This window comes from Ruminiclostridium hungatei, from assembly GCF_002051585.1.
In the GTDB taxonomy this organism is placed as follows: Bacteria; Bacillota; Clostridia; order Acetivibrionales; family DSM-1351; genus Ruminiclostridium; species Ruminiclostridium hungatei.
In genome coordinates this window covers 19393-44086 of sequence record NZ_MZGX01000002.1, presented here as the reverse complement: position 1 = coordinate 44086, position 24694 = coordinate 19393, and the positions used below count along the sequence as shown (strand labels likewise).

Below are 24694 nucleotides of genomic sequence, written 5' to 3'. Positions count from 1 at the left end.
TTTCTAGACTCCTCTTTGCAGGTGTCCTCTGGTTATGCCCTTCTCCCTGGTATTCTCAATTATTGACTTCTCATGTCCGTGCAAAGTTTTTCCGCCTTTCATCAGATTCCTGTATAAGTTGACCGTATCATAAATCTCCTCGCTGCTCTCATCAACAAAACTCAATCTCATATACTCCAAGCCTGTTTTGCATATATCAGACACCAGCTCTGGAGCAAACAGCATATCAGAATTAAAAACGGTGCTCCGGCAATCAACACAGTCACATACCACCGGAAATGCTGCATTCTTTCTGTCCTTTAAATGAAAAACCCCGCTTTTGCACTCACCTTTGCACTTATGTGGGGCAGCTCCGGCAATGCTTCCTCCAACAGGGCAATACTCGCTGGTCATTACCGGTATTCTGCCGTATACACCCAGCTCAGCCTCAAACTCTGCTGGATAATCCATGACCTCCAACTGTTTCAGGTTAAGCTCATAGGATAATGCAGCCCCGGTAAAACCCTGGCTTTTTAAATAATTCAGTGCAGAGCCGTTCAGCAGGTTAAGAGAATAGTCGCCCGCAAGCTTTGCATCATCACCCAGCAGCCTCCTCAGCCTTTGGGCAGTTCCCATATTTCCCGCCAGGAACCCCTGGACCATATTGTTTACCTTCACAATATTTCTGTCAAGGATTTCAGATTGCTTCCCTTTTGTAATGGCCGGAATGTATGCAAATATCTCTTTTCCGGAGCAGCCGGTTTTTATTTTTTCAGCGGTGTTCTGATCCAGCAGGGCATTAAATGGAATGTAGAGCCTGTGGGCATTGATTTCTCCAAACTCCAGGTCGCTATCAAAGCTGTAGAGCATAGCCGAAAGCTTTATTTCTCTCCCTGTCCGCAAACCTTTCCGTTTTATTTCCACTCCCATGGAACTGCCCTTCAGGGATTCACAGTTTATTTTCCAGCCTGCCGGTGCTCCTTCTGCACTTTTTGGATTTTCCTGACTATTTCCAAGGCTTTCCTGTATATTTCCCGGGAAATATGCAGGATCATGCCGCAAAGGGCTCTGCCTCCTGAAGGCCGCCGCGCGCTTTTCTTCCAGAAGCCCCGCCGCTTTTCTCCTGATATTGTTCAACTCACTTATTGGCACTACAATATGGCTGTCCATATCCATATCCAGCTCGATTATTTTAAAGGGTGTGGAACCTGTCTTTTTGAGCTGCTCCGAAACTCTCTCCTGAGAAAGCGGCTTATTTACGGCCTTCTCAGGAATAACCGCCCCTTCGGCCCGCACAGAATTACCTTCAAAGTCCTCCAGGGTCAACACCGGCAGCTCACCTGCCTTCATCTGAAAGCGGGCCTTCACCTCTGCCTTCCTGGAGGGTCTGGAATAGGTTTCAGCCGCCTGGTCAAGCATTTCCCGGTCTGAGGTCTTGTAAACCCTGCTCCCTCTTTGGATATTTCCCCTGATTACCGAAACCCATACCGTATCTCCGGGATTGGCGCGCTTGACCAGCTTTCCGCCGTCCTGCACTATTTTTGTAATAATTCCTCCGGGACTTTCCTCAAAGGATTTCCCGGACCAGATTTCTATGCCGTCACCATTTCCCAATGTATTTTCCAGCTTTATCTTAACTGAATCCGAATTTTTATCTCCTGCAAGCACTGTTCCCAGAAAGGTTCCCCAGTTCTTCGGCTTTTCATAGGCCATCATTTCAGGCCCGGTCTTTCCCTTGAGATACCCTTGCGAAAATCCTCCCCTGTTAAAGCTCTGGAGGAGCCGGTGCCTGTCAGCGCCGGCCACCTGAACGGAAGACCGGCTGCCGGCCTTTGCACCCTCCTGTTCCAGCAGGTTCAGATATTTCCTGTAGACACCCACCACTGTCGCCACATATTCCGGATTTTTCATCCTGCCTTCTATCTTAAAGGAATTGACACCGGCTTCAATCAATTCTCCCAGATGGTCAATATAGCATATATCCTTGGGGCTTAGCAAATACCCGCTTTTTATACTTTTTCCATCCCTTGCCGCCGAATAATACATCCTGCAGGGTTGTGCACATCTGCCCCGGTTTCCGCTCCTGCCGCCTATGAGACTGCTCATGAGGCATTGCCCGGAATAGCTTATGCATAAAGCACCATGAATGAAAACTTCTATGTCAAGTCCGGTATTATTGCATATCTCCCTTATTTCGTGAAGCGAAAGCTCCCTGGCCAGCACCGCTCTTTCAAAGCCCATTCTTTCAAGTGCCCTCACCCCGTCAGTATCGTAGGTGGTCATCTGGGTACTTGCATGAATTTGAACCGCCGGAATCAGCTTTTTCAGGTTGGAGGCCAGTCCCAGGTCCTGCAATATGAGAGCATCAACACCCATCTCCCAGCACTTTGCCGCATACTCCACCGCCTGCTGCATTTCATCCTCCAAAATCAGAGTGTTCAAGGCAAGAAATATCTTCACACCTCTCACATGTGCATAATCCAGCGCCTTGCACAGTTCTTCATCCTCAAAGTTTCCGGCATACTGCCGGGCATTGAAAAGCTTTCCTCCCATATACACCGCATCTGCACCATTTTCCACTGCTGCCAGGAATGCATCATAATTTCCCGCCGGTGCTAAAAGCTCAATTTTCTTTGTCATGCAACTTATTTCCCCTTCTGAACAATTCAAGAATAAACGGCATTATGTCTACCAGTGAATGAACTATGGTTTCAGCCCTTTCTGCCTGCGTTCCTTTAATAATTACCGGAACCTTGCTCATGGTATGCGTACGCACTGAAAGGTCCTCCAGATTGCCATGGTCACTGGTTATTATAAGCACATCCTTCTCAAAATCCAGCATTCGTATCAGTTCTCCCAGAAATCTGTCCAGCTTCTCCACAACCTCAACAGCCTTGTCCATTTCAAACTTATGTCCTGCAATATCTGTAATAAAGTGTTCATACAGTGTAAAATCATAGCTGCGGCTTAAAGCATACAGATTTTTTGCTGCTGTCTCAGGTGTTACAAGGTCTACCTCATAGCCTGACTCTTTTAGTCTTTCACCTGTCAAGTCGTGATATACCCCGTTATTATTCATAAATTCTTTTACGGTTCTGAACTTTATACCCTGGGCCATACCCATGACGGAGGTGACTGACGGCTTGTTCCTCCTGTCCCTTTCCTCCAGCATATTTCTCAGGTATTCGTCTCTGTACACATTGGCACTTGTGACAGTCAGTCCCAGCTTATTCAGCTCCCCGAAAAGATTAAGCTTCTGAATAAGCCTTTTCAGTGTTATGGTGGGCTGTCCGCTCATATGCCGGTTCAGCACTGCCGGAGCATTGACTCCTGTAAAAATGGCAGTCTGGCCTGTTGCGCTCTGCGGCAGGCCCGGAACTCCCAGGGAGGCATCTGCTAAAAATCTTGCCTCCGCCATCAGTTTCCACAGAACCTGTGTTTTCGCAGCATATATGGGATTTGTCTCCCTGTTTTCATTTCCAACCCCTATCCCGTCTATAAATATAAATATCACTTTCATAATTAACCTTCAATTCTTTCCTGTACGGAATTTCCCGGCTGCCTTAAGCAAGCCTTTTCCTATTATATAATATAAAAAACTCACAATTTTTGAAAGCTCTTAATAAAAACAAAAAAGCCGGAGGAATGTTCCTCTGGCTGTGTCAGCTATAAAAACCTACATGTCGTACCCGCTCAAAGTCTTCTGGACTACCGACCTGCTTCCCTTGTCAATGGAATTTCTGACTTCTCCCAGTTCAGCTTCTCTTTTTGCCAAATCCAATTGCAGTTTGGTGTTTTTCGCCGTGAGACCGCCGTTTTCTTCCTTTAACTGGAGGTTTTCTTTTCTCAGTCTCTCCAGCTCTTCATTGACAGCTTCCTTCTCTTTTCTCAAAGCTACTTCCTCTTCACGGGTCTTAAAAAAATCATCTGCTACATTTATAGCGGTAAGTACCGCTGCAAGTGAAGTGCTGAGTCTGTTGTTCCGCATAAGTATTTCATTCATTTTCCTGTCGATATATAAACCGACTTTCTGAATATATTCGTCAGATTCTATTCCAACAAGCGTATAATCTTTTCCGGCTATACGTATAACAACCTTATTTTTTGAGGTCAAGGTAAATCAGCTCCTTTAATCTCGCTGGGAAAAGGCCTAAACATAGCCTTCCGTAATTACCTTTATTATACTATATTATTCTATTATTCGGCAAACATTTATTTTTCCTGTTCTTTCACAAAAACCGCAAAAGCCTTGTCCATACTTCCTATATGCTTTATAAGCCAATCCAGGAACAATTTATTCACTGTCGACACAAAAAGGACTCCCGCCCCTTTTTCTTCAAATTCCTGTTTTAATTTTTCAAAATTCTTCAAAAAGTTCTCATGGATATTTTTGTGGTTCATTCTCTCAGGATAGTTATATTTAATATGCAACTGCTGTTCATCTGCAAAATGGACTTTTGTATAGTCTTCCAGGAATTTTAAAGTGTTGCCCACTTCTTCCTTTCCCTTGCCCTGTCCACAGGCAGAAAAAAGCTTATCAACCGCGTCAAACAACTGTTTATGCTGATCGTCAATTTCCTTAATACCTATTGCATAACTGTCTCTCCATTGTATCGCCGCCATTATATCGCCCTCCCAATACCTCACAAAATATAATTCATCTCATATTATATACCCATATGCAATGTACTGAAACGACAATATTTTACTTTAATTTTATTAATTTACCTGTTCTGGGATCAATAAGTATAATCCAGTAGCCGAATGCGCCATATTTCGGCTTGTAGCCTTCAAGCTGGGCCCAGCTCCCCATGCTCCCGAACGGATTGTCATCTATGCTGTATACCCCCGGAACCCCGCATACGAAGCGTTCTCTTCCTGAATATTTATCGTATCGTATGCCGAAGATAATATACCGGTATTTATAATGCGCCAGCATGACCTTTGGGTTAAACAGCAGGTATGTCTTCACATTGTTTCTGAAAAGTATATTGTTAAGATATCCGGGGCTGTTGATTTTCCACCACTTAAACCGCTTGCTTCTGGTATTGAACGGGCTGCACACTTCAAAGCTCCTGTTCAGTTCCTCCTTGAGTATATCAATGTCCAGCTCATTTCTTGCAGTATCCCCCTCCGCAATGGAGGATATTTCTCTGAAATTTCTTTCAGCATTGCTTATGATATCATTGTCGGCAGGCAATCCCTCTTTTTCTGGAGTGTACATGCTTGAAAGCGTTGTATCAAACTTGCTGGTTATCATATCATGGCTGGCATCCTCCAGCTCCTCCCGGCCTGTGCCCATGCCTTCAATATCAAAATCAGGAAATTCACCGGCCTTTCTGGTGGAATCAGTCTCATGACTTGAATTTGCCTCCAAAGGTGAATTTTCAAAATGTCCGGGCTGTTCCTGAAAGCCGTCATTGCTTGAATCAGTCAGGTCCGATAAATCCGACCCGTCAAACTCCGTTTCCTCTTCCTCAAGTTCCTCCTCAAATATCCTGTTAACCGGTGTTCCCTCCGGGGAAACAGCTTTTGAGGCATTATCTGTTTCAAAGGCTTGTAAGGCTGCATTGCCGGGAGCTTCCACAGCTTCAATGACAGCAGCTTCACTCCTCTCAGAAACTGTCCGGGCTGCCTGGGCGTATTTTTTAAGAGCGGCTTCAAACTCCTGCCGCCACTGGACTTGCCCATCTCTGTATGCAACCAGGGGGCATACGATTGAATTGAACTGGTCATGTATTTCGGCTATCAAGGCAAACACATTTATATCCTCAAAATCAAGCCGGTTGCTGCCTATGGAGCCCCGGTCCGTATCCAGCCTGATATCTGCCCTTCCTCCACGGCTTTCAATATCAGCTATGACGGTATGGTTCAGCTTTTCTCCCTTGGCGCTGATTCCATAAATCCGGTAATTAAGACCCGGTCTGGTATTCATGTTGCTTAATGATATTTGCAGCTTTGCAACCCGGCCGTTTATCTCAACCTTTATATATCCCGTAGGTCTGCCTAGATTATTTTCCATGTTCTGAAATATATAAAACAGTCTCTGGTAATTGTCACCCATGGCAAACATTCTCCTTCTGTTTATTTGTCACAGGCATGGTAAATGCCCTAACATTAAAATATATGTAGGGCAACAGGAAATAAGACTATTAATATTCTCAGAAATATACCGATGTTATTTCATACTCCTTGCTGCTGTTCAGGTCAATGTACCCATTTTCCAGCCTGACAACAGGTCTTGTTATACTATGGTTGGGTATATATACAACCTCTCCGGTTTCCTTGGTGTTCAGGACTGCCTTGGCCCCCACATAGCAGGGGATTATCCGTTCAATAAAGGTAGCTGCCACCTCTCTGTCAAACTGCTCCATCCCGTCGGTCATAAACATTTCAAACGCCTCAAAGGGTGTATGCTTTTTTCCGTATACCCGTTCGGAGGTCATAGCATCATACACATCTGCAACTGCTATTATTTTTGCGCCCAACTGGATATCTTCGCCGGAATGTCCCATGGGATATCCCGAGCCATCCTCTCTCTCATGATGCATCAGTACGGCTTTTTTCACACTGTCATGGAGTTTCGTGGCACCTTCAAGCATATTGAAGCCATATATACTGTGCTTTTTTATTGCTTCATACTCCTCCGGCAGCAGCCTGCCCTTTTTATTCAATATCTCCCTGGGTACCCGTATCTTCCCTATATCGTGCAGCAGCCCGGCCTTGATGATATTGTCCATATCAGACGGAGACAGGTTCATCCACCTGCCTGCCAGAGAGGAATAATATGCAACATTCAGGCTGTGGCAGTAGGTATATTCATCAAATTTTCTGATGGCAGACAGGCAGCCGATAATATACCGGTTTTCCCTGACTTCTGATTCTATCCACCCGGCAAGCCGGTCAAGCCTGGAATTGTCAAGCTTCCTGCTAAAAATGACTTCTCTTATCAGTTCCTTGGTTTCAAGCACCTTATTCCTGTATTGTTTTTCAAAGCTTTTCAGTGCCCTTCTTTCCTCGCTCAATGCTTCCGGGTCAAAGACTCTCAGGCTCTGTATCCCGAATTCGTGAAACCTGTCGATAATATACCTGTTTAAGGTGGTATACGCAGCTACAAGCAGTGCTCCATGGCTGTTATATATATCTTCTGCCAAAACATGGCCCTCTCCGGTGTGCATCAAATCAATTGTTATTATGCTCATGTCCTGTTCCTCTCAATGTCATATAATCTGCCAGATTCCTGTATACATATCCGGTTATATGGCCAAGTGCCGGTTGCCGCCCCGGCACCGGCAGCTATTTCTTGTATACTGCCGGCATGACACACCTGTACCCGGACTCTTCCCTTCCAATAGATTCAGAGTGCCCTATAAAAAGGAACCCGCCCTCCTCAGTGCTTTCATAGAATTTATTTATCAATTGGCGCTTTGTTGCAGCGTCAAAATATATCATGACATTCCTGCAAAATATCACGTGAAACTTTCTCCTGAACGGGAATTGCTCCGTCATAAGGTTAAATCTCCGGAAAATGACTTCCTTGCTGATTCTGTCACATATCTTGTAATTTTCGTCGGTTAGGAATGTGAAATACTTTTTTTTCCACTTTTCCGGCAATGCGGACAAGTCATCCTTTGTATAATTTCCCGCCGCAGCTCTGTTCAAGGCTTTTGTTGATATATCCGTGGCCAGTATTGTCGTATCCCATTCACTTTTTGACGTACCAAAATAATCTTCCATCAGCATAGCCAGGGTATAAGGTTCCTGACCTGTTGAGCAGCCTGCACTCCATATGCCCATATCCTTTTTCTTGCCGCAGGCCCTCTCAAGATAAGGCAGTACGTTATTTCTGAAATAATCAAAGTGCTGGTTTTCCCTCATAAAATATGTATGATTTGTTGTCAGCCTGTCAATCATGGCTACGGCAGCCTGTCCGGTTTTATCGGATATTATGTGGTTCATATAGTCTGTGAAGCTGGCATAGTGGTTCTCGGAAAGATAATTTATCAACCTTCCCGCCACCAGTGATTTTTTATGAGTCAGATTCACACCATAGTTTTTCTTTACATAGTTTACCAGGTCAGTAAACTCCTTTTGCGTAATTTGCCTCATATCTACCTCTCAAGCCGGATGTGCACGTGAATAAAGTGCCGAAGGGGCAGGTCTCTTCGACACCTTATTATTCGTCCTCTAGTATTTTCCGTAGTCCTTATCGTCCAGTGATATTTTCAGCTTTGAAGCTGCGGCTTCCTCCTCATGCATACCTGGATATTCCCTGTTTTTTCTCTTATCGATCATTCCCTCAATCAGTCTGAGCATTTCAGGTGTCAGGGTCTCATTTGAAGCATAGGAGGCCTTGATCTTTTTCAGTCTGAATCTTGATACCGATTCCTTGAGCATATCTGCCTGTCCTGACAATTCTTCGCTGGCAGCGGCACACTCTTCCGCAGTTGCCGAATTGGTCTGTACTACCTGGGCAACCTGCTCAATGGCCGTATTTATCTGGGATATGCCTGCGGCCTGCTCATTTGATGCCGCCGCAATATCTCCCACCAGGGCTGCCGCCTTTGACACTCCGCCCACTATTTCATCCAATGCTGCTGCCGTCTCATTTGCAATTCTTGTACCCACTTCAACCTTCTTGATGGAGCCCTCTATCATTTCAGTGGTCTCCTTCGCCGCATTGGCACTTCTGGCAGCAAGATTTCTTACCTCCTCGGCCACCACTGCAAAGCCTTTTCCGTGCTGCCCTGCCCTGGCGGCTTCCACTGCAGCATTCAATGCAAGTATGTTTGTCTGGAAGGCGATTTCGTCAATAACCTTTATTATTTTGGATATATTTGATGAGGATTCATTGATTTCAGCCATGGCCTTAACCATTTCCTGCATTTGTGAATTGCCCTTTGAAGCATTCTCTCTTGCCGATACGGCAAGTTCATTGGCCAGGCTGGCATTCTGGGCATTCTGCCTGGTCTGGGCGGCAACCTGGGTCATTGATGATGTGATCTCTTCCACCGAGCTGGCCTGCTCAGTTGAACCCTGGGACAGCATCTGGCTTGAGGAGGATACCTGTCTTGCTCCAAGAGCAACCTGCTCGGATGCAAGATTGATATTTCCCAACACTTCATTATTGGTTTCAATCATTTCACTGAGTTTTTTACCCAGAAGGTCCTTATCCGATCTGACTTTTACATCAATGGTCAAATCTCCTGCCGCCATTTTCTCAACAATGACAGCCTGTCCGCGTATATTTTCCACCATTCTGGAGAAAGAAAGCATGAGCGTACCTATTTCATCTTTTGATTCGGCTTCAACATTTACTTCAACATCTCCGATTGAAAGCCTGTCGGCTGCTTCAACAAGCTTTTTGACAGGATTGCTTATAATCCTTGATATGAATAAGCCAAGCCCCACTGCCAACAGCATTCCCACTGCAATGAAGACAGTCATCATAACAATTGCAGTTTGAGCTGCACTGCTGTTGCTGTTTGACTTTTTGCTGGCATCGTCCACTTTGAGCTTGAATAGATTATCAAAATGTGCCTGTATGTTCTTATTCAGCTCATCTCCTTTTGTCTTGGTAAGCTGATGAGCCTCACTGCCCTTGTTGGACATTGCCAGATCTGTAACTTGTTTGGTATAAGGCAGGAAATCTTCATTGACTGTCTTCATCAGAGAATTGTATTCCGTGCTGATCTGGCTGTTGATGATGTTCTTCCCGAAGTTGTCCAGAGCTACTTGCATTTCCCCCAGGAACTGATTGATTTTTGTCATATTTTCATTCATTGATTGGGAATCAGTATTGATAATTATATTAAGCATATTCAGCCTTGCTCTTTGATATTTTTCATTTGCCGTGGCCAGGTCGGTGATTGGAACAGTGTTTATTTCATATAATTCCGTATCCGCATCATTAATGTTGATAATATTTATAATGCCTACCACTCCCACGATACCTGCTATCAATGCAACAACAACGAAACCCGCAATCAGCTTTGCTGCGATTTTCATATTTTTAAACCAACTCATAAAAAGCCCCCTGTCCAGATAAGTATTTTAAAAATTTTTCCAAATGTTCCGGTAAATAATGATATTTATTATAGAGAATCAGGCCTGTGCAAGGCTGCTCAGCATTTCCTCCTCATCTGTGCTGAAAATCTTTCCGCAGTCCAAAAGCAGCTTTACTTCACTTCCCATTTTTCCTATTCCTTTGACATATTTGTTGTTAAAGCCGGTTTTTGCATCCGGAGGCAGCATAATGTTCTCATCATCTATGGAAACCACCTCAGATACCGTGTCAACGATCATGCCGATTGACGTATCATTTATGTCAATGACAATAATGCACGTTCTGTCGGTATATTTCAGCGGTTCTTTTCTGAACCTCAATCTCACATCCATTACAGGTATTATTTTTCCTCTCAGGTTTATAATGCCCTTCAGGTAATCAGGCAGTTCCGGCACCTGTGTTATGGGCTGGATTCCAATAATTTCAGTAACGTATTTGATTTCTATGCCGTAGTCTTCTCCTCCCAGTGTAAATGTCAAGAATCTTCCTTTTTGCGTATCCTCGTTTTGAATTTCAAAGTTATCTTCCAATACCGAAGCCATGGCGCTCTCCTTTCATCGTTTATTGTTTATAAGGCTTGCTATATCGATTATCAGGCTTATACTGCCATCGCCCAATAACGTACATCCTGAAATTCCCTGCACCTTTTTCAAATACTGGGGCAATGCCTTTACAACCACCTGCTGTTCACCTATAAGCTTATCAACAAATATGCATATACCTTCGTTTTCACTTTCAACCAGTATCAAGATTCCCTCTTCAAGCCTGTCTGTCCCTGGAACTACATTAAAAAGCTTATGTAACCTTATTATGGGATGACATAGACCACGGAGCATAATCATTTCATTGTTTTCGGGGTCTTTTATAACATCATCTTCAGTAATATTGAGCGATTCCCGTATGGAGGCTATGGGAATGGTATAGGTGGCACTTCCCACACTTACTGTCATGCCGTCCATAATTGCCAGTGTCAGAGGTATCTTCATGGAAATTGTCGTTCCGCTGCCCGGCTTGCTGTCAATCAACACCGACCCGTCAACCTTGTCCATATCCTTGAGTACCACATCCATTCCAACTCCGCGCCCCGAAAATTCCGTCACTTCCTCTTTAGTGGAAAAGCCGGGCAATAAAATGATGGAGTATATCTCCCTGTCTGTCATTTCGCTGACTGGCCTCTGGATAAGCCTGCCCTCTGTGGCTTTCTGAATTATTTTGTCTCTGTCCAGCCCTTTTCCGTCATCCTTCAGAATAATCCAGACATCTCCTCCTGAATGCTTTGCCTCAAGCGTTATTTTACCCGTCGCTTCCTTGCCCTTTAATTCCCTTTCTTCTGCCGGTTCAATACCATGGTCTATGGCATTTCGAATCAGATGTATCAAGGGGTCGGAAATATGCTCAATTATATTTTTGTCCACCTCGGTTTCCTCACCGATTATTTCAAAATTGATTTCCTTTTCCAGCTTTCTGGACATATCCCTGACAATCCTGTTCATCTTTTGGAAGGTCATGGACAGAGGCACCATCCTCATGGACATAACTATATCCTGAAGCTCACCTGTTATCTTTTTCAAATGCCGTGCTGCCTTCTTGAAGCCCTCCAGTTCGAGGCCTTTCAACTCAGGATTCTGTGTCACCATTGCCTCTGATATAACCAGTTCCCCCACCACGTCCATCAATTTATTCATCTTTTGAATATTTACACTTATAAAGTTTTGTTTTGAAAGGTTTGACATTTTATCGTGTGAATAGGTATTATCTTCACAATTCTGCCCTTTGCAGGCTTCCTCAGCCTCAGGGATATTTGCTCCGCCTGCTTCATTAGCTCCTGTCACTCCGGCTTCTGCCCTGCCTTTGCCGGGAGCATCCGCGGACCTGTATTCCAATGTCAGCTCCTTGAGAAACATGGTTTCTTCCAGAAGCTGCCTCACCTCACCTTCAGGCAAAGGGCAGTTAAATAATACCGTCAGGCCGCTTTCCCGTATCTCCCTGTTGCAGTTTTCTGTATCTGAAATATCCTCCGGAATATGGCGGATATCTCCCGCCACCTGCTGAAGTGCATGAATAACTGAAAATGCTCTGAGATTTTCCATTTGACAATCTTCTTCAAAGGTTATTGTTGCCTTATAGGAATAATGTCCCTCTCCTGCCTGGCCCATATGTTTCTTGTCAACCGCACCGGTTCCTGCTTCTCCAGTGTTGGGACAGCCTTCCTTCAATTGACTTAAAAAATCCGCAAGGGTCTGGCTGATGCTTGAGGGATCACCATCGGCCCCTTCCTTGTTCCTTATCTTGCCTACCTCACTGCCCACGAAATCGATAACCTTCAGCATCAAATCTGTGAGCTGCAGGTAGTCAACCGTTTTAGGCTTTTTCTCCCTCAAAAAATAGAATATATCTTCAACGGAATGCGCCAATATGGAAATATTGCTAAAGCTCATCATCGCCGAAGAACCTTTTAAAGTGTGCATAATCCGGAAAATATCGTTTATACTGCTCTCAAGTCCGTTTTTCTTTTCACTGTATAAAATTATCTGTTCAAGCTCTTCAATAAGCTGGACAGTTTCAAAAACAAACATTTCCTGCATTGGTTCAGTGTTGATGAAGTCCAAGTCAGCCACCTCGTATTTAAGTTAATAATGGACAATTCCTACGACCTTTTCCCATAGACCTGTCAGCCGGCTTCACCTTTATATTTGCCAAGAGCCTTGACTATGTTTTCTTCCCTGAAAGGCTTTACGATAAATCCCGAGGCACCCACCATTATGGCCTCCCTGATGTGGCTTTCCTGCCCCAGGGCGGATATCATGACTATCCTGCTGCCGGGATTGATTGCCTTTATTGCCTTGACAGCCTCGATACCATCTACCTCCGGCATGGTTATATCCATTGTTACAAGGTCGGGAGTCAGCTCTTTGTATTTCTGTATTGCTATCCTTCCATTTTCGGCCTCTCCCACCACTGTGAACCCGTTTCTCTCCAGTATCAATTTCAAAGCCTGTCTCATAAAAATTGCGTCATCTACAACCAGAACTTTGGACATAAGCGTACACCATCCTCATAGTAAAAATAATATGTTTAAAAGATATTTATATAATCCGAATATTTAATGTAACAATATTATTATTATGTTACATTATTTTTATTTCAGAATCACATGATATACCTGTGACTACAGTCATAGTCTTTTTGCAAATCCTTAAAAATTGCAAATTATAAATGTATAAAAACATCAATTATATGCTATAATAGTTTCATTATTTAAAATTACATTAATTTACAATTATTGATATAATTTTACAAAGAATTGTAAACTCGGAGGAAGTTGCCATGACAGTTGAACCCATACGAGATAAGACCAAAATAAAGCAAATTTATTATTTTTTAAATGGTAAAGACCCCAAATACGGATTATTATTTAAATTTGGGCTGAATACGGGTTTGAGAATAAGCGATATTCTTTCGGTGAGAGTAAAAGATATTCTGAATGAAAAAGGAGAATACCGTGATTACCTGACCTTAAAGGAAATGAAAACCGGGAAAGAGAAGAAAATCAAGTTAAACGATTCTCTTCGTAAGAATATCAATTCATATATAAAAGTTTCCAATTTAAAGCACGAATCCTACTTGTTTACCAGCCAAAAAGGCGGCTATATCGGCAGAGTCCAGGCCTACAGGGTTTTAAAGGAAGCTGCGGTTTTTTGTAATGTGGAAAATTTCGGAACCCACAGTTTGAGAAAAACCTGGGGATATTGGACCTATAACATGTCAAAATATAATGTGGGCCTGATAATGGACACCTTCAATCATAGTTCCCAAAGCATTACCCTCCGGTATATAGGTATCAACCAGGATCAGAAGGATGAGCTGTATTCATTGGTTCAGTTTTAACTTTTTTGGATTAACACTCAAATATAGTATAGAATTTGGTAAAATTATGTTGTATAATGACAAATAAGAGCGTAATGTAACATAATAATAAAATTGATACGTTAATATTTTCCTCAAAAAAATAAAAGTGGCAATTATGCATTTTAATACATAACTGTCACTTTTTTCTTTTGCGGTTTACAGTGTCAACAAATTTGACAGCTCTCCAAACTGTTGTACCGAAAGCACTTCTCCTCTTATATTTTCCTTAAGCCCCATGCCTTCCAGGATTTTCTTCAACTGCTCCTTATCCTTCTGGAGAAAGCCTGCATTTGAGAGTCCGTTTACAAGAGTCTTTCTCCTCTGTCCAAAGGAAGCCCTGACCAGCTTGAAATATAACTTCCTGTCCTTAACCGACACCGAAGGCTCCTCTAATACATCCAACCGTATTATTGTGGAATGCACCTCGGGCTGAGGTATAAAGCAATGTGGAGGAACATCAAATATTATGTGAGGGCTGCAATAAAACTGAACCGCCACAGACAATGCTCCATAATCCTTTGTACCAGGTCCTGCAACCATTCTTTGGGCAACTTCCCTTTGCACCATGAAAACCATTCCCTGGACTCCTTTTACTTCCTCCAGGAATCTCATAATTATGGGGGTAGTAATATAATATGGAAGATTTGCAACTGTCCTTACGGACTTTGTGCCGTATTTCTCGCCATACTCCGCTATAATAGCATCAATATCCGCCTTCATGACATCGTTGTTTATAATATCTATATTTGAATACTCGCTCAAATTGTCGCGGAGAGCAGGTATGAGATGTTTGTCTATCTCTATGGCTACAACTCCTGCTGCTCTCTTCGCCAGTTCCTTTGTCATGCTGCCTATACCCGGTCCTATCTCCAAAACCAGCGTATCCTCTTCAAGGCCGGCTGCATCTACTATTTTCCTAACCACATCGTCATCATTTAAAAAGTTCTGGCCAAGAGACTTGGTCAACCTCAGGTTATGCTTTTTTATTACATCCAGTGTATTGTTTCTGCTCATTATTTCTCCTTCAAATAATTGATATTAATATTATTATATATCATATACACGTTATTTGAAGGCCATTTTCACATTTTTCTGTGTAGGCGGTCAAATGGGTGGAATAATTCCAAAGTAAAATCAATTGCTTTAAATACAACGATGTATGCAATCAGTGAGTAGATAGTATTTTCCCATCCGAATATGAAACCGGCAGCAGTGACAATAACCAGATTCAGTAATATAAAATACTTGTTTGGGGAATAGTTCTTATTTATGAGCTTTCCAACTATTCTCCTGTGCTCTATACCATCCAGGAAACCACCATATCTCAGAATCAGCCCTGAGCCTACTCCAAGAGAGATACCGCCCAAAATGGTTGACTGCAGTATGTCATAGGATTCCCAGTTATCCGAATTAATAGCTGAAATCCAGTAAATAAGTGACGTCAATGCAAATATTATTGTTATCAGCTTCTGCTTTCCCCTGCGTAAATACTCTATCAGTATAAACGGAAAATTCAATATGAAAATAATTGCACCCAAGGGTATCTCACTAATGTAGCTCAGCACCACCGAAACACCTATCAGCCCTCCGCCGATGAGATTATGAGCCTTAAAGAATACTTCAAGACCCACGGCTGTCATTATTGAACCCATAAGAACAAAAACGTATTTAATAATTACATAAGGAAGCATCCTTTTTAATTCCATAGATTCACCTCCATCCATTAACTTTAAATATCATCCTCAAGGCTTTGATTTTCGTTTCCTGCCGGCAGTCTTCCCATATATATAATTGCAGAAATTATATATCCGCTTTGATTCCTTCGTAAGCAGAGGCGCAACTATAGCCAGAATCAGTACATATATAACCACAAAGGATTGCAGCACCGGCATCAGGCCGCCTGCCTTTCCCATATTAGCCATGATTATTGAAAATTCACCTCTTGCCGAAAGCGTAAAGCCCACATTGGCTGAGGCCTGATTGGATATTTTCGACAAACGCCCCGAGAACATTCCTGCTGCGATGTTTCCTATAACGGTCAGTATTGCGGCTATGACAGCCATTGCCACTCCTCCCCTAAGGGATAGCGGATCTATGGTAAGACCGAAATTGAAAAAGAATATGGCCCCAAAGAAATCCCTGAAGGGCAGGATATTGTGCTCAATTTTTTTGGCATGAGCCGATTCGGCCATGACCAGTCCTACAAGCAGGGCCCCTATGGCCTCCGCAACGTGGAGAGTTTCCGAGAAGCCGGCAACCACAAATAAAACACCTATGACCACCAGCAGGAAAAGCTCTGCCGAGGGTATGTCAAGTAATTTATCAATTGCTTTTATAACCCTCTTGCCTACTATAAGTATTGCCAATATGAAGAATAGTGCCATAAGCGAAGTTGCAAGCACACCCCAGATAGACTTTGAACCGCTGAGCAGCAGCCCGGATAATATTGATATGTGTATTGCTATAAACAGATCGTCAAACATTATCATGCCCATTATGACCTCTGTTTCAGGGTTTGCAGTACGTTTCAGATCTATAAGCACCTTTGCCACTATTGCAGTGGAAGAACTTGTCATAATACCGCACACTACCATAATCTCCTTGAACGGCAGGTCCATCATCCAGCCAAGCAGCAAGCCTGACGAGAAATTGATCAGGACATAAAAGGAGCCTCCTATAAATACCGACTTGCCTGACTTTATGAGCCGTGTTACAGAGAACTCCAGCCCTAAATAAAACAATAGAAACAGCACGCCCAGCCGGCCCATAAAGTTAATAAAGGTAGAGCTTTCTATAAATCTTAAATCAATAATTCCAATACTAGGGGCATGAGGCCCGACAGCCATCCCTATCAATATATAAAAAGGGATGACCGAAAAATTGAGCTTGTTTGATAAAAACCCCACTATGGCAATCAGTGTAATTGCCAGACCGATTTCAAAAACTAATATATCCATTCTACCTCCTAATTTTCGTTACATTTCATATTTGTCCTCCAAACAGGTAGTTTTTGAGCACCTTCAGATGTTTTCTCTCTCCGATGACAACAATAGTTGATTCCGGTAAAAACTTATAATCCACACCCGGATTTATATGCTTGCCGTGACCTTTCTCAACGGCGGCAATTATAGATGCCCCTGTCTTTTTACGTACCTGCATTTCCCCAATAGACTTGCCTACACAGTAGGAACCGGTCTCTATCTTATACCATTCAATTATCAGGTCATCCAGCGCAACATCAACAGTTTCCAGTGCCCTGGGCTTATATGCAAGCCCCCCGATAATTGCAGCTACATATCTTGCTTCATTATCATCCAGGGTTATCATTGATACACTGTCCTCAGGCTGGTCGTGGTAAAAGTGATACAATTCTCTTCGTCCATCATCGTGTACTACAATGACCAGTTTATTGCCTTCACGAACCTCTACCTCAAACTTTCTTCCGATATTCGGTAAATCAGATTCTCTAATAGTCATAATTATAAATACCTCCGTTTTGAGTATAGACAATAGAAGTATACCCGCGGTCAAAATCAGGTATGTATTTTAACATCCCATTTTGACCGCAAATCTATTCAGTTTTGATTTTATGCTGCCTTTTGACAAACATATGTTCACCCCCTTCCAGATGCGGCATTATTACATGTCTCTTCTGTACGCGTGTGGACACAGACAAAAATATGATGTACTTTTGACTTTTAATTAATAACAGATATTATGATCTGATAAAAGAAAATTACTATAATTCTAGAAGTATCTTAAGCTTATTTTAACCCATTTAAGGCAAAATTTCAACAATTAATTTTGTTTCTTCAATACTAATATTGGAATCTCCGTTTTACTCTATATATCTCCGGATATCTCCTGTTTTCTCAAATGTTTTTTGGACCTCACGTCATAAATCCCAGGAAATAAATGCATAGAAAATGGGCTGATCCGAAAAATCGAATCAGCCCGAACAGTCCCTTTAATACTTTTTTTCGCTTACATACATTAAATAAATCACCGTATAAATAATTAATTAAGTACGTAAACCTTTACTTTTTTGACTCCCCATGCGCTGACAGCACTGCTGGTCTCAAGATATACATCTATCTTGTTTCCTTTTATTGCTCCTCCCACATCTGCCGCGACTGCATATCCATAGTCAGCCGCAACCCCCGGAAGCTCAACATAAACTCTGGTTCCAAGTGGAATAACGCGCGGGTCTACTGCTATAATTCCTTTTTTTACTCTTGCACCGGTGGCTGTAATGCCAAAGCCCGGATCTCCCGGATACTTGCCGGTGTCTTCAAAAGAAGCCGTATATGAGGTGGCCCTCATATTTAAAACCTTAGAATACCTTAATGTCTCACCTCTGGATGTCTTGTAGTTTAAAACCGTACCTACTTCAACAATTTTGTCCAGAGGATTTGACGCAACAATATCCTTGACCAATTGTTTAGCAATCTGCTTTCCATTCTCATAAACTACCGTATATGTTTTTTGTCTAATGCCTTCTTTTCCTTCTCTGACTGTATTTTTTAATCCTTTGTCCAATCTGTTGTTGTCTTTTGTAATTGTCTTATATGGTATGGGCGTGGCTTCAGTCACTGTCTTTTCATCTACACGGATTATCGAAATGTTCATATCAGGTACAATTTTGTCTCCCAATTGAGACCCGACGAGTTTGTCATCATCGTCCACGCCTATGGCGTTGTCGCTTAGTACCTCTTTGACAGTATCCTTATACGTTTTTATAACCAGCTCTTTTCCATCCACATTTACTGATACAGGCACCGCTCTCTTTATATTTATCCTGTTCTCCTGTATTCTTGCAAGCTTCGAGTCAAACGGCATACTGATATAATCTTCCACTGCTACGGTCACGCCTGTCTGCTCCAGTACCTCTCCTACTGTTGCTTTCATTGTCTCTACTGCAATTTCACGTCCATTGTCGCTGATTACCACGTGCCTTTTCAACCCATTAAAAACAAAGACACCTGCAGTAACGGATATAACAACGGCAATACATATGATTGCAATATCCAATGTTCTGATTTTGAATAAATTCCCGTGTTCCTTCCTTCCGAAATTACGGAAATTCATTTGTGAAAAATACCTTTTAATATTCTTCGCAATCGGTATCATAAATACTAACCTCCTGTTAGAAATATTCAAAGGGACTGTGACTATTTTATTCTAAGCGGTTTATTTTGTCAAATGTATTGCCTAGAAAATGGTAAGTTTTTTCCAATTCAATCCCTCATTAGCAATTATTAACTGGATTTTAGTATATTATTCTTAACCCGTATTTATTACACAAAAAAGCCTGAAACCCTTTCTCAGGGCTTATCCGACAATTCGGAAATACGCCATTCACCCGCCTCCGCATCAAATTGCATTGTCAAATACTTAAGATTTTCTCCCTGCTTATAAACCATTTTCGGAACTTCTTCCACGCCTGCATTGGGCGATTCCGGTTTATCCACCTGGAAAACTGCTTCAAACTGGATTTTAGCAAGATGTTCTGCATCGGTCATTTCAGTGTATATTTTGAAAGATTTCAGATCAATTGTTTTTATTTCATTTTGATAATTTGATTTAAAAATGTTTGGGCTGCTTAATATTTCATCATTTGATAATATACTTATATAGGTCTGGGCAGTTTTAAAGTTTTTTGAGTTGACAGCATCTGCCCATTTTCTGACTACTTCCTGGAAGGGCTCCACATTCAGATTTTTTTTAAGCATCAGAATAATCTCTCTTTTATCAGACAGCTCCTGCTTGATTTGCTGATTTTCCGATGTGAGCAGATAGTTGGCGTTCTTAATGCGGGAATTTTCATCTGTGAGAGAACCTATCTTTTGAGCAAGCTCCTTGTTTTGTTTGTCAAGGTTATTGATTTTTTCGCCAAGAGTGTCTATGCTCAGATTTTTTGAATTGCTTAAATCCTGATAATTTTCAAGCTGCTTTTCTCTGTCCCACAGCAGATAATTGAATGAAATAAGTATTGAGATCAGGAATACAAACACAACAATAATAATAAACTTTTTCATAATTACTCTCCTTGAGAACCAATTAAGACCTATTGTTTATCTCAATCCGAACACAGTTTTTGCATTCTTCAGTGTTGTCTCGGCAACTTCCGACTCACTTATCCCCTTAATCTCGGCAATTTTCCTGATAACATGAACCAAATAGCCGGAATTGTTTCTTTTTCCCCTGTAAGGTTCAGGTGAGAGATAGGGGCAGTCCGTTTCCACCAAAAGCTTTTCAAGCGGTACGGCTTCTACAACCTCAATGGTTTTTCTGGCATTTTTGAAAGTTACAGGCCCTCCCACGGCAATATACAGATTCAGCTTGAGCATGTCCATCGCCATCTGAGCGCTTCCGGTAAAGCAGTGAAATATTCCGCCTACCTGCTTGACATCGGTCTTTTTCAATATATTCACGGTATCTTCATGCGCATCCCTGTCATGAATAATTATGGGCAGCTTCAACTCCCTGGCCAGTTCTATCTGCCTTTGAAACCAGTACCTCTGGATATCCCTGGGAGAATTGTCATAATAGTAATCCAGCCCGATTTCACCGATTGCCACAACCTTGTGGTTTTGAGACAGCAGTCTGATTTTGTTTATAATATCCTCATTCATTTTTTCAGCCTCGTGAGGATGTATACCCAATGCAGCATAGACAAAGGGGTACTTTTCCGCCAGCTCCATGGTTTTGTCCAGGGATTCGGGGCTGGCGCCGGCATTTAAGATATATGAAATTCCATCCTGATGGAGCTGCTTCAACAAGGCGTCTCTATCCTCGTCAAAGCGCTCATCATCGTAGTGGGCATGCGTATCAAAAATCAAATTATCACCTTTTTTATTTTTATTCATAAATGCTGTTCAGAGTCCTGAATCGCCCCGTTGATTACCCGACCCGGCTTCCGCCTGGCATATCCTTGTCAATAGTCACCAGAGCCAATCCGTTCTCATCCGAGGCAGCAAGTATCATACCTTGAGATTCTATGCCTCTCAGCTTTGCAGGCTTAAGGTTTGCCACCAGTATCAGAGTCTTACCTACCATTTCTTCAGGGGTATAGTATTTTGCAATTCCCGACACGACCTGCCGGACCTCCCCGCCCACCTGAAGTTTCATTTTCAGCAGCTTATCGGCCTTTTCAACCTTTTCTGCTTCAAGCACCTTTGCAACCCTTAGATCTACCTTTGCAAAATCGTCTATTGTTATAAGGTTTGCATTGGTTTCATCCGCGGCCTGTTCATCGTTTTTCTCCGTTTTAACTGCCTTTCCCGCTTCTTTTGTTTTTGCTGCTTCTATTGGCTTTGATGCTTCGGCCGCTTTTTCAGCCATTTTCTCTATCTCCTCAAGCTCTTTTTTCAAATCTATTCTTGGGAATATAACCTCACCTTTATTGACACTGGCACCAACAGGATAGACTCCCCATTCCTTGGCCTTATCCCACTCCACCAGGCTCTTGTCCGTTATTCCAAGCTGGCTCCATATCTTTTCAGGAGTCTCAGGCATAAAGGGCTGAATAAGAATAGCAATAATCCTCAAGGTTTCGGCAAGGTTGTACATGACCTGCGCCAGCCTTTGGCTGTTTGCCTCATCTTTTGCCAGCACCCAGGGCATGGTTTCGTCTATATATTTGTTAGTCCTGGATACGGCCTTCCATATTTCGGCAAGCGCCGTACTGAACTGCAGCTTGTCCAGCAAATCCTCCACCTTTGCAGGGGTTTCGCTTACCAGAGTTATCAACTCCCTGTCAAAATCACCCTGTACCTTTTCTGCCGGCACTGTTCCGCCAAAATACTTATCTATCATGGCAACTGTTCTGCTGACCAGATTTCCCAGATCATTTGCAAGGTCCGAATTTATCCTGTTAATCAAGGCTTCATTTGAGAATACTCCATCCGAACCAAAGGGTACTTCTCTCAGCAGAAAATATCTGATGGCATCCAGCCCATACTTGTCCACCAATATCTGAGGGTCAACCACATTGCCCTTGGATTTTGACATCTTGCCGCCTTCCAGCAGCAGCCAGCCATGACCGTATACCTGCTTCGGCAAAGGCAGGTCAAGAGCCATGAGCATTGCAGGCCATATGATAGTGTGGAATCTTACAATCTCCTTGCCTACCAGGTGAACATCCGCCGGCCAGTATTTCCTGAACAAGGAATCGTCCTGTGCAGAGTAGCCCAGCGCCGTAATATAATTTGACAGGGCATCTATCCATACATATACCACATGCTTGTCATCAAAGGAAACCGGCACCCCCCAATTGAAGGTAGTTCTAGATACTGCTATGTCCTCAAGCCCTGGCCTCAGGAAGTTGTTCAGCATCTCGTTCTGTCTGGATACCGGTTGAATGAACTCAGGATTTTCTTCAATATGCCTTATTAATCTGTCCTGATACTTTGACAATCTGAAGAAATAGCTTTCTTCCTTTGTCAGCTCAACCTCTCTGCCGCAGTCGGGACATTTTCCGTCTGCCAACTGGGTTTTTGTCCAAAAAGACTCACAAGGAGTACAATACCAGCCTTCGTACTCACTCTTGTAAATATCTCCCTGCTCATAGAGCCTCTTAAATATTTTTTGGACTGCTTCAACATGTTCCTCATCGGTAGTCCTGATAAAGCTGTCGTTGGTAATCTTCATCAATTTCCAAAGGTCTTTGATGCCTGAAACAATTTCATCCACGTACTGCTTTGGCGTTATTCCTTTTTCTTCGGCCTTTCTCTGTATTTTCTGACCGTGTTCGTCCGTCCCCGTCAGAAACATGACATCGTAGCCCTTTAATCTCTTATATCTGGAAACAGCGTCGGCAGCGACGGTTGTATATGAATGTCCTATGTGCAGCTTTCCACTGGGATAATAAATAGGCGTTGAAATATAATAGGTTTTTTTAGACATGGTTCCTCCTCATTTGTTACTAAAATTTGCAATATATGCAATAATAGATAATAAAATTTACAATATATAATTTATATTAATTAATTGTTACCTAACATGGTATAATTTTATAGTGGTATCCATTACTACTATACATATTTGTTTTCGATTTTTCAAGGAGAATATTGAGGCAAACAGGAGACATTGGCAGAAAAATGATTGAAAGGGCCTCTTCACCATGGTGAGTTTTATAAGAAGCTTAAGTTATTCTAAAAAATATAATAAAATCATATATCCTTCTATTGAAAAAAAAATCAGGGAATACAGGGTGTATACAAAGCGGATACGCAAGCTTTCCGTAAAGTCCACCGCCCGGGAGGCCTTGGATAAGAGCAGGTCTGACGCTGCTGTTTCATCCATATGCCTGCTGTATGACAACGTCAATATGGAGCTGGCGGCAGAAGTACTGTTTTCCTTCGAGGCCATCGTCCAATATCTGAATTCCGTATGTCTGCGGTCTTATACAGGCACCGAACCCTTTCTGAAGCTGATATTTTCATCCTTAAGGGATGCTTTGAACCTGCGCACCGATTCGTATGAAAACTACTTTACTTTTTTTCCGTCCAAGGATGATGACGGCTATCTCACAATACTGGTGGAAAAGTGCCGTCAAAAAGTGCTCCTGCTGCCGTCCTACCATGTAATCAGGGATCATCTGGCTGCCTTTCTTTCACTTTTCATAGATTTGCAGGTTACCAAGTTTTCTTCGGATGATAATGCTAAAGAGGTAAACCTCATAAATTGGAGTGCCGCCCATGGGCAAAAGTATTCGCAGCTCTCATGCTGGGAATACTGCATGGCTGTCGACTCGACCCTGAGCATCCGGCTTCTGCTGGCCATGGCCACAGACCCGGAACTTTCAGAGCAAAAGGCGGAAAATTTGAACAGCACCTTTTTTCCCTGGATCTGCTGCATACAGAAAATCCTTGAAGGCTATATCAGCTATAATGATGACTTATTTGCAGGAAACATCAATTATGATTTCTATTATGATAACCTCAAGGAGTATGAAAACAGGATAGTTTTCTTTACGGACAGGGCCTTGAAATTGAGGACCTCTGAGTGGAGTCATACCCGTACTGCGGTTAAACTATTGCTGAGCATCTACATTACCCATCCCAAGGCAAGTGAGGGTATGAACAGAATTACAAGCAAAGCACTGCTCAAGGCCGGAGGCAGGGGAATGTCCTTTTACACTTTGGCTGTCAGGCTGCTGCGGTCTAAAAAATATTTCTAACAATCTATCCAGTTACAGACCACTGTTTATCCGAAAATAAACCTGCATGCCCAGAGCGACGCGATAACACTTATTATGTCAGCCATTATTGCCGCTACCAAGGTATATCTGATATTTTTGATTCCCACAGAACCATAGTAAACCGCAAGCGTATAGAAGATGGTTTCCGTGGACCCCATCATGGTGGCTGCCACACGGCCTTCATACGTATCGGGGCCGAAGGCCTTGATGATATCGGTCACAAATGCAAAGGAGGCGCTTCCCGAAATAGGCCTCAGAAGTGCAAGAGGCGCTACCTCTGGCGGCATCCCCAGCAAATCTATTACCGGACGCAGCAAAAAAGTCAGAATTTCAAGGGCTCCGGAGGCTTTGAACACTCCCACCGCCACCAACAGTCCTGCCAGGGACGGCATTATTTTGATTACGGTTTCTATACCATCCTTAGCTCCATCTATGAACAGATCAAAGGCCTTGACCTTTTTTAAAACCGCCGCAGACAATATTATTATGAATATTGCAGGGATTGCATAATCCGAGATGTGTCTTATTACTCCCAT

General features: G+C 42.7%; 22 protein-coding genes. 2 read left to right on the top strand and 20 right to left on the bottom strand.

Annotation, left to right across the window (positions count from 1 at the left end; translation table 11 throughout):
- Positions 1 to 3 precede the first annotated feature (3 nt).
- The 11 genes from CLHUN_RS01605 to CLHUN_RS01555 all read right to left on the bottom strand — a co-directional run bounded on the left by CLHUN_RS01605 (position 4) and on the right by CLHUN_RS01555 (position 13085).
- Positions 4 to 2619 carry a U32 family peptidase gene (locus CLHUN_RS01605; RefSeq protein ID WP_080062821.1) on the bottom strand — a complete coding sequence of 872 codons (2616 nt, stop codon included), beginning with the start codon at positions 2617 to 2619 and terminating at the stop codon, positions 4 to 6.
- Positions 2603 to 3499, bottom strand: coding sequence for an alkaline phosphatase family protein (locus tag CLHUN_RS01600; protein ID WP_080062820.1), 897 nt, complete (start codon positions 3497 to 3499; stop codon positions 2603 to 2605). The genes CLHUN_RS01605 and CLHUN_RS01600 overlap by 17 nt, the downstream gene beginning before the upstream one ends.
- Positions 3500 to 3655: 156 nt before the next feature.
- On the bottom strand, positions 3656 to 4093 hold the full coding sequence (locus CLHUN_RS01595) for a cell division protein ZapA (RefSeq protein WP_080062819.1): 438 nt from the start codon (positions 4091 to 4093) through the stop codon (positions 3656 to 3658).
- Between the two features lie 98 nt (positions 4094 to 4191).
- The gene (locus CLHUN_RS01590) at positions 4192 to 4602 is read right to left on the bottom strand and encodes a bacteriohemerythrin (protein ID WP_080062818.1); all 411 of its coding nucleotides are present in this window, start codon (positions 4600 to 4602) and stop codon (positions 4192 to 4194) included.
- Between the two features lie 82 nt (positions 4603 to 4684).
- Complete coding sequence (locus CLHUN_RS01585; RefSeq protein WP_080062817.1) at positions 4685 to 6043, bottom strand: hypothetical protein; 1359 nt, start codon at positions 6041 to 6043, stop codon at positions 4685 to 4687.
- A 97-nt stretch (positions 6044 to 6140) separates the two neighbouring features.
- Entirely contained in the window at positions 6141 to 7181 is a 1041-nt protein-coding gene (locus tag CLHUN_RS01580) for an HD-GYP domain-containing protein (RefSeq protein ID WP_080062816.1), read from the bottom strand.
- Positions 7182 to 7275: 94 nt separating this feature from the next.
- On the bottom strand, positions 7276 to 8088 hold the full coding sequence (locus tag CLHUN_RS01575; protein WP_080062815.1) for a CheR family methyltransferase: 813 nt from the start codon (positions 8086 to 8088) through the stop codon (positions 7276 to 7278).
- Between the two features lie 78 nt (positions 8089 to 8166).
- Positions 8167 to 10005 (bottom strand): methyl-accepting chemotaxis protein, encoded by a 1839-nt coding sequence (locus CLHUN_RS01570; RefSeq protein ID WP_080062814.1) that lies wholly within the window; start codon positions 10003 to 10005, stop codon positions 8167 to 8169.
- A 78-nt stretch (positions 10006 to 10083) separates the two neighbouring features.
- On the bottom strand, positions 10084 to 10587 hold the full coding sequence (locus CLHUN_RS01565) for a chemotaxis protein CheW (protein WP_080062813.1): 504 nt from the start codon (positions 10585 to 10587) through the stop codon (positions 10084 to 10086).
- A 12-nt stretch (positions 10588 to 10599) separates the two neighbouring features.
- On the bottom strand, positions 10600 to 12630 hold the full coding sequence (locus CLHUN_RS01560) for a chemotaxis protein CheA (RefSeq protein WP_080062998.1): 2031 nt from the start codon (positions 12628 to 12630) through the stop codon (positions 10600 to 10602).
- An 86-nt stretch (positions 12631 to 12716) separates the two neighbouring features.
- Positions 12717 to 13085: a response regulator gene (locus CLHUN_RS01555; protein ID WP_080062812.1), complete on the bottom strand. Its 369-nt coding sequence runs from the start codon at positions 13083 to 13085 to the stop codon at positions 12717 to 12719.
- 287 nt (positions 13086 to 13372) lie between these two features.
- On the opposite strand from CLHUN_RS01555, the gene CLHUN_RS01550 reads away from it, so the two are divergent.
- A complete protein-coding gene (locus CLHUN_RS01550) occupies positions 13373 to 13933 on the top strand; it encodes a tyrosine-type recombinase/integrase (protein WP_080062811.1) in 561 nt (186 codons plus the stop codon).
- A gap of 177 nt (positions 13934 to 14110) precedes the next feature.
- Here the strand turns inward: CLHUN_RS01550 and rsmA are convergent, their stop codons facing one another.
- From rsmA to metG, 8 genes are all read right to left on the bottom strand, one after another.
- On the bottom strand, positions 14111 to 14968 hold the full coding sequence (gene rsmA / locus CLHUN_RS01545; RefSeq protein WP_080062810.1) for a 16S rRNA (adenine(1518)-N(6)/adenine(1519)-N(6))-dimethyltransferase RsmA: 858 nt from the start codon (positions 14966 to 14968) through the stop codon (positions 14111 to 14113).
- A 68-nt stretch (positions 14969 to 15036) separates the two neighbouring features.
- Complete coding sequence (locus CLHUN_RS01540) at positions 15037 to 15660, bottom strand: YitT family protein (RefSeq protein WP_080062809.1); 624 nt, start codon at positions 15658 to 15660, stop codon at positions 15037 to 15039.
- A 36-nt stretch (positions 15661 to 15696) separates the two neighbouring features.
- Entirely contained in the window at positions 15697 to 16911 is a 1215-nt protein-coding gene (locus tag CLHUN_RS01535; RefSeq protein WP_080062808.1) for a cation:proton antiporter, read from the bottom strand.
- A 25-nt stretch (positions 16912 to 16936) separates the two neighbouring features.
- Positions 16937 to 17431, bottom strand: a complete 495-nt coding sequence (locus CLHUN_RS01530; RefSeq protein ID WP_165755620.1) for a cation:proton antiporter regulatory subunit — start codon at positions 17429 to 17431, stop codon at positions 16937 to 16939.
- A 540-nt stretch (positions 17432 to 17971) separates the two neighbouring features.
- On the bottom strand, positions 17972 to 19084 hold the full coding sequence (locus CLHUN_RS01525) for a 3D domain-containing protein (RefSeq protein WP_080062807.1): 1113 nt from the start codon (positions 19082 to 19084) through the stop codon (positions 17972 to 17974).
- A gap of 194 nt (positions 19085 to 19278) precedes the next feature.
- Positions 19279 to 19992 carry a hypothetical protein gene (locus tag CLHUN_RS01520; RefSeq protein ID WP_080062806.1) on the bottom strand — a complete coding sequence of 238 codons (714 nt, stop codon included), beginning with the start codon at positions 19990 to 19992 and terminating at the stop codon, positions 19279 to 19281.
- Between the two features lie 36 nt (positions 19993 to 20028).
- A complete protein-coding gene (locus tag CLHUN_RS01515) occupies positions 20029 to 20796 on the bottom strand; it encodes a TatD family hydrolase (protein WP_080062996.1) in 768 nt (255 codons plus the stop codon).
- Positions 20797 to 20857: 61 nt separating this feature from the next.
- Positions 20858 to 22861 carry a methionine--tRNA ligase gene (gene metG, locus CLHUN_RS01510; protein WP_080062805.1) on the bottom strand — a complete coding sequence of 668 codons (2004 nt, stop codon included), beginning with the start codon at positions 22859 to 22861 and terminating at the stop codon, positions 20858 to 20860.
- Positions 22862 to 23078: 217 nt separating this feature from the next.
- Here metG and CLHUN_RS01505 point away from each other — a divergent pair, with 217 nt between their 5' ends.
- Positions 23079 to 24137 (top strand): DUF2600 family protein, encoded by a 1059-nt coding sequence (locus CLHUN_RS01505; protein WP_080062804.1) that lies wholly within the window; start codon positions 23079 to 23081, stop codon positions 24135 to 24137.
- 26 nt (positions 24138 to 24163) lie between these two features.
- Here CLHUN_RS01505 and CLHUN_RS01500 read toward each other — a convergent pair whose 3' ends face one another.
- Entirely contained in the window at positions 24164 to 24694 is a 531-nt protein-coding gene (locus CLHUN_RS01500) for a spore maturation protein (protein WP_080062803.1), read from the bottom strand.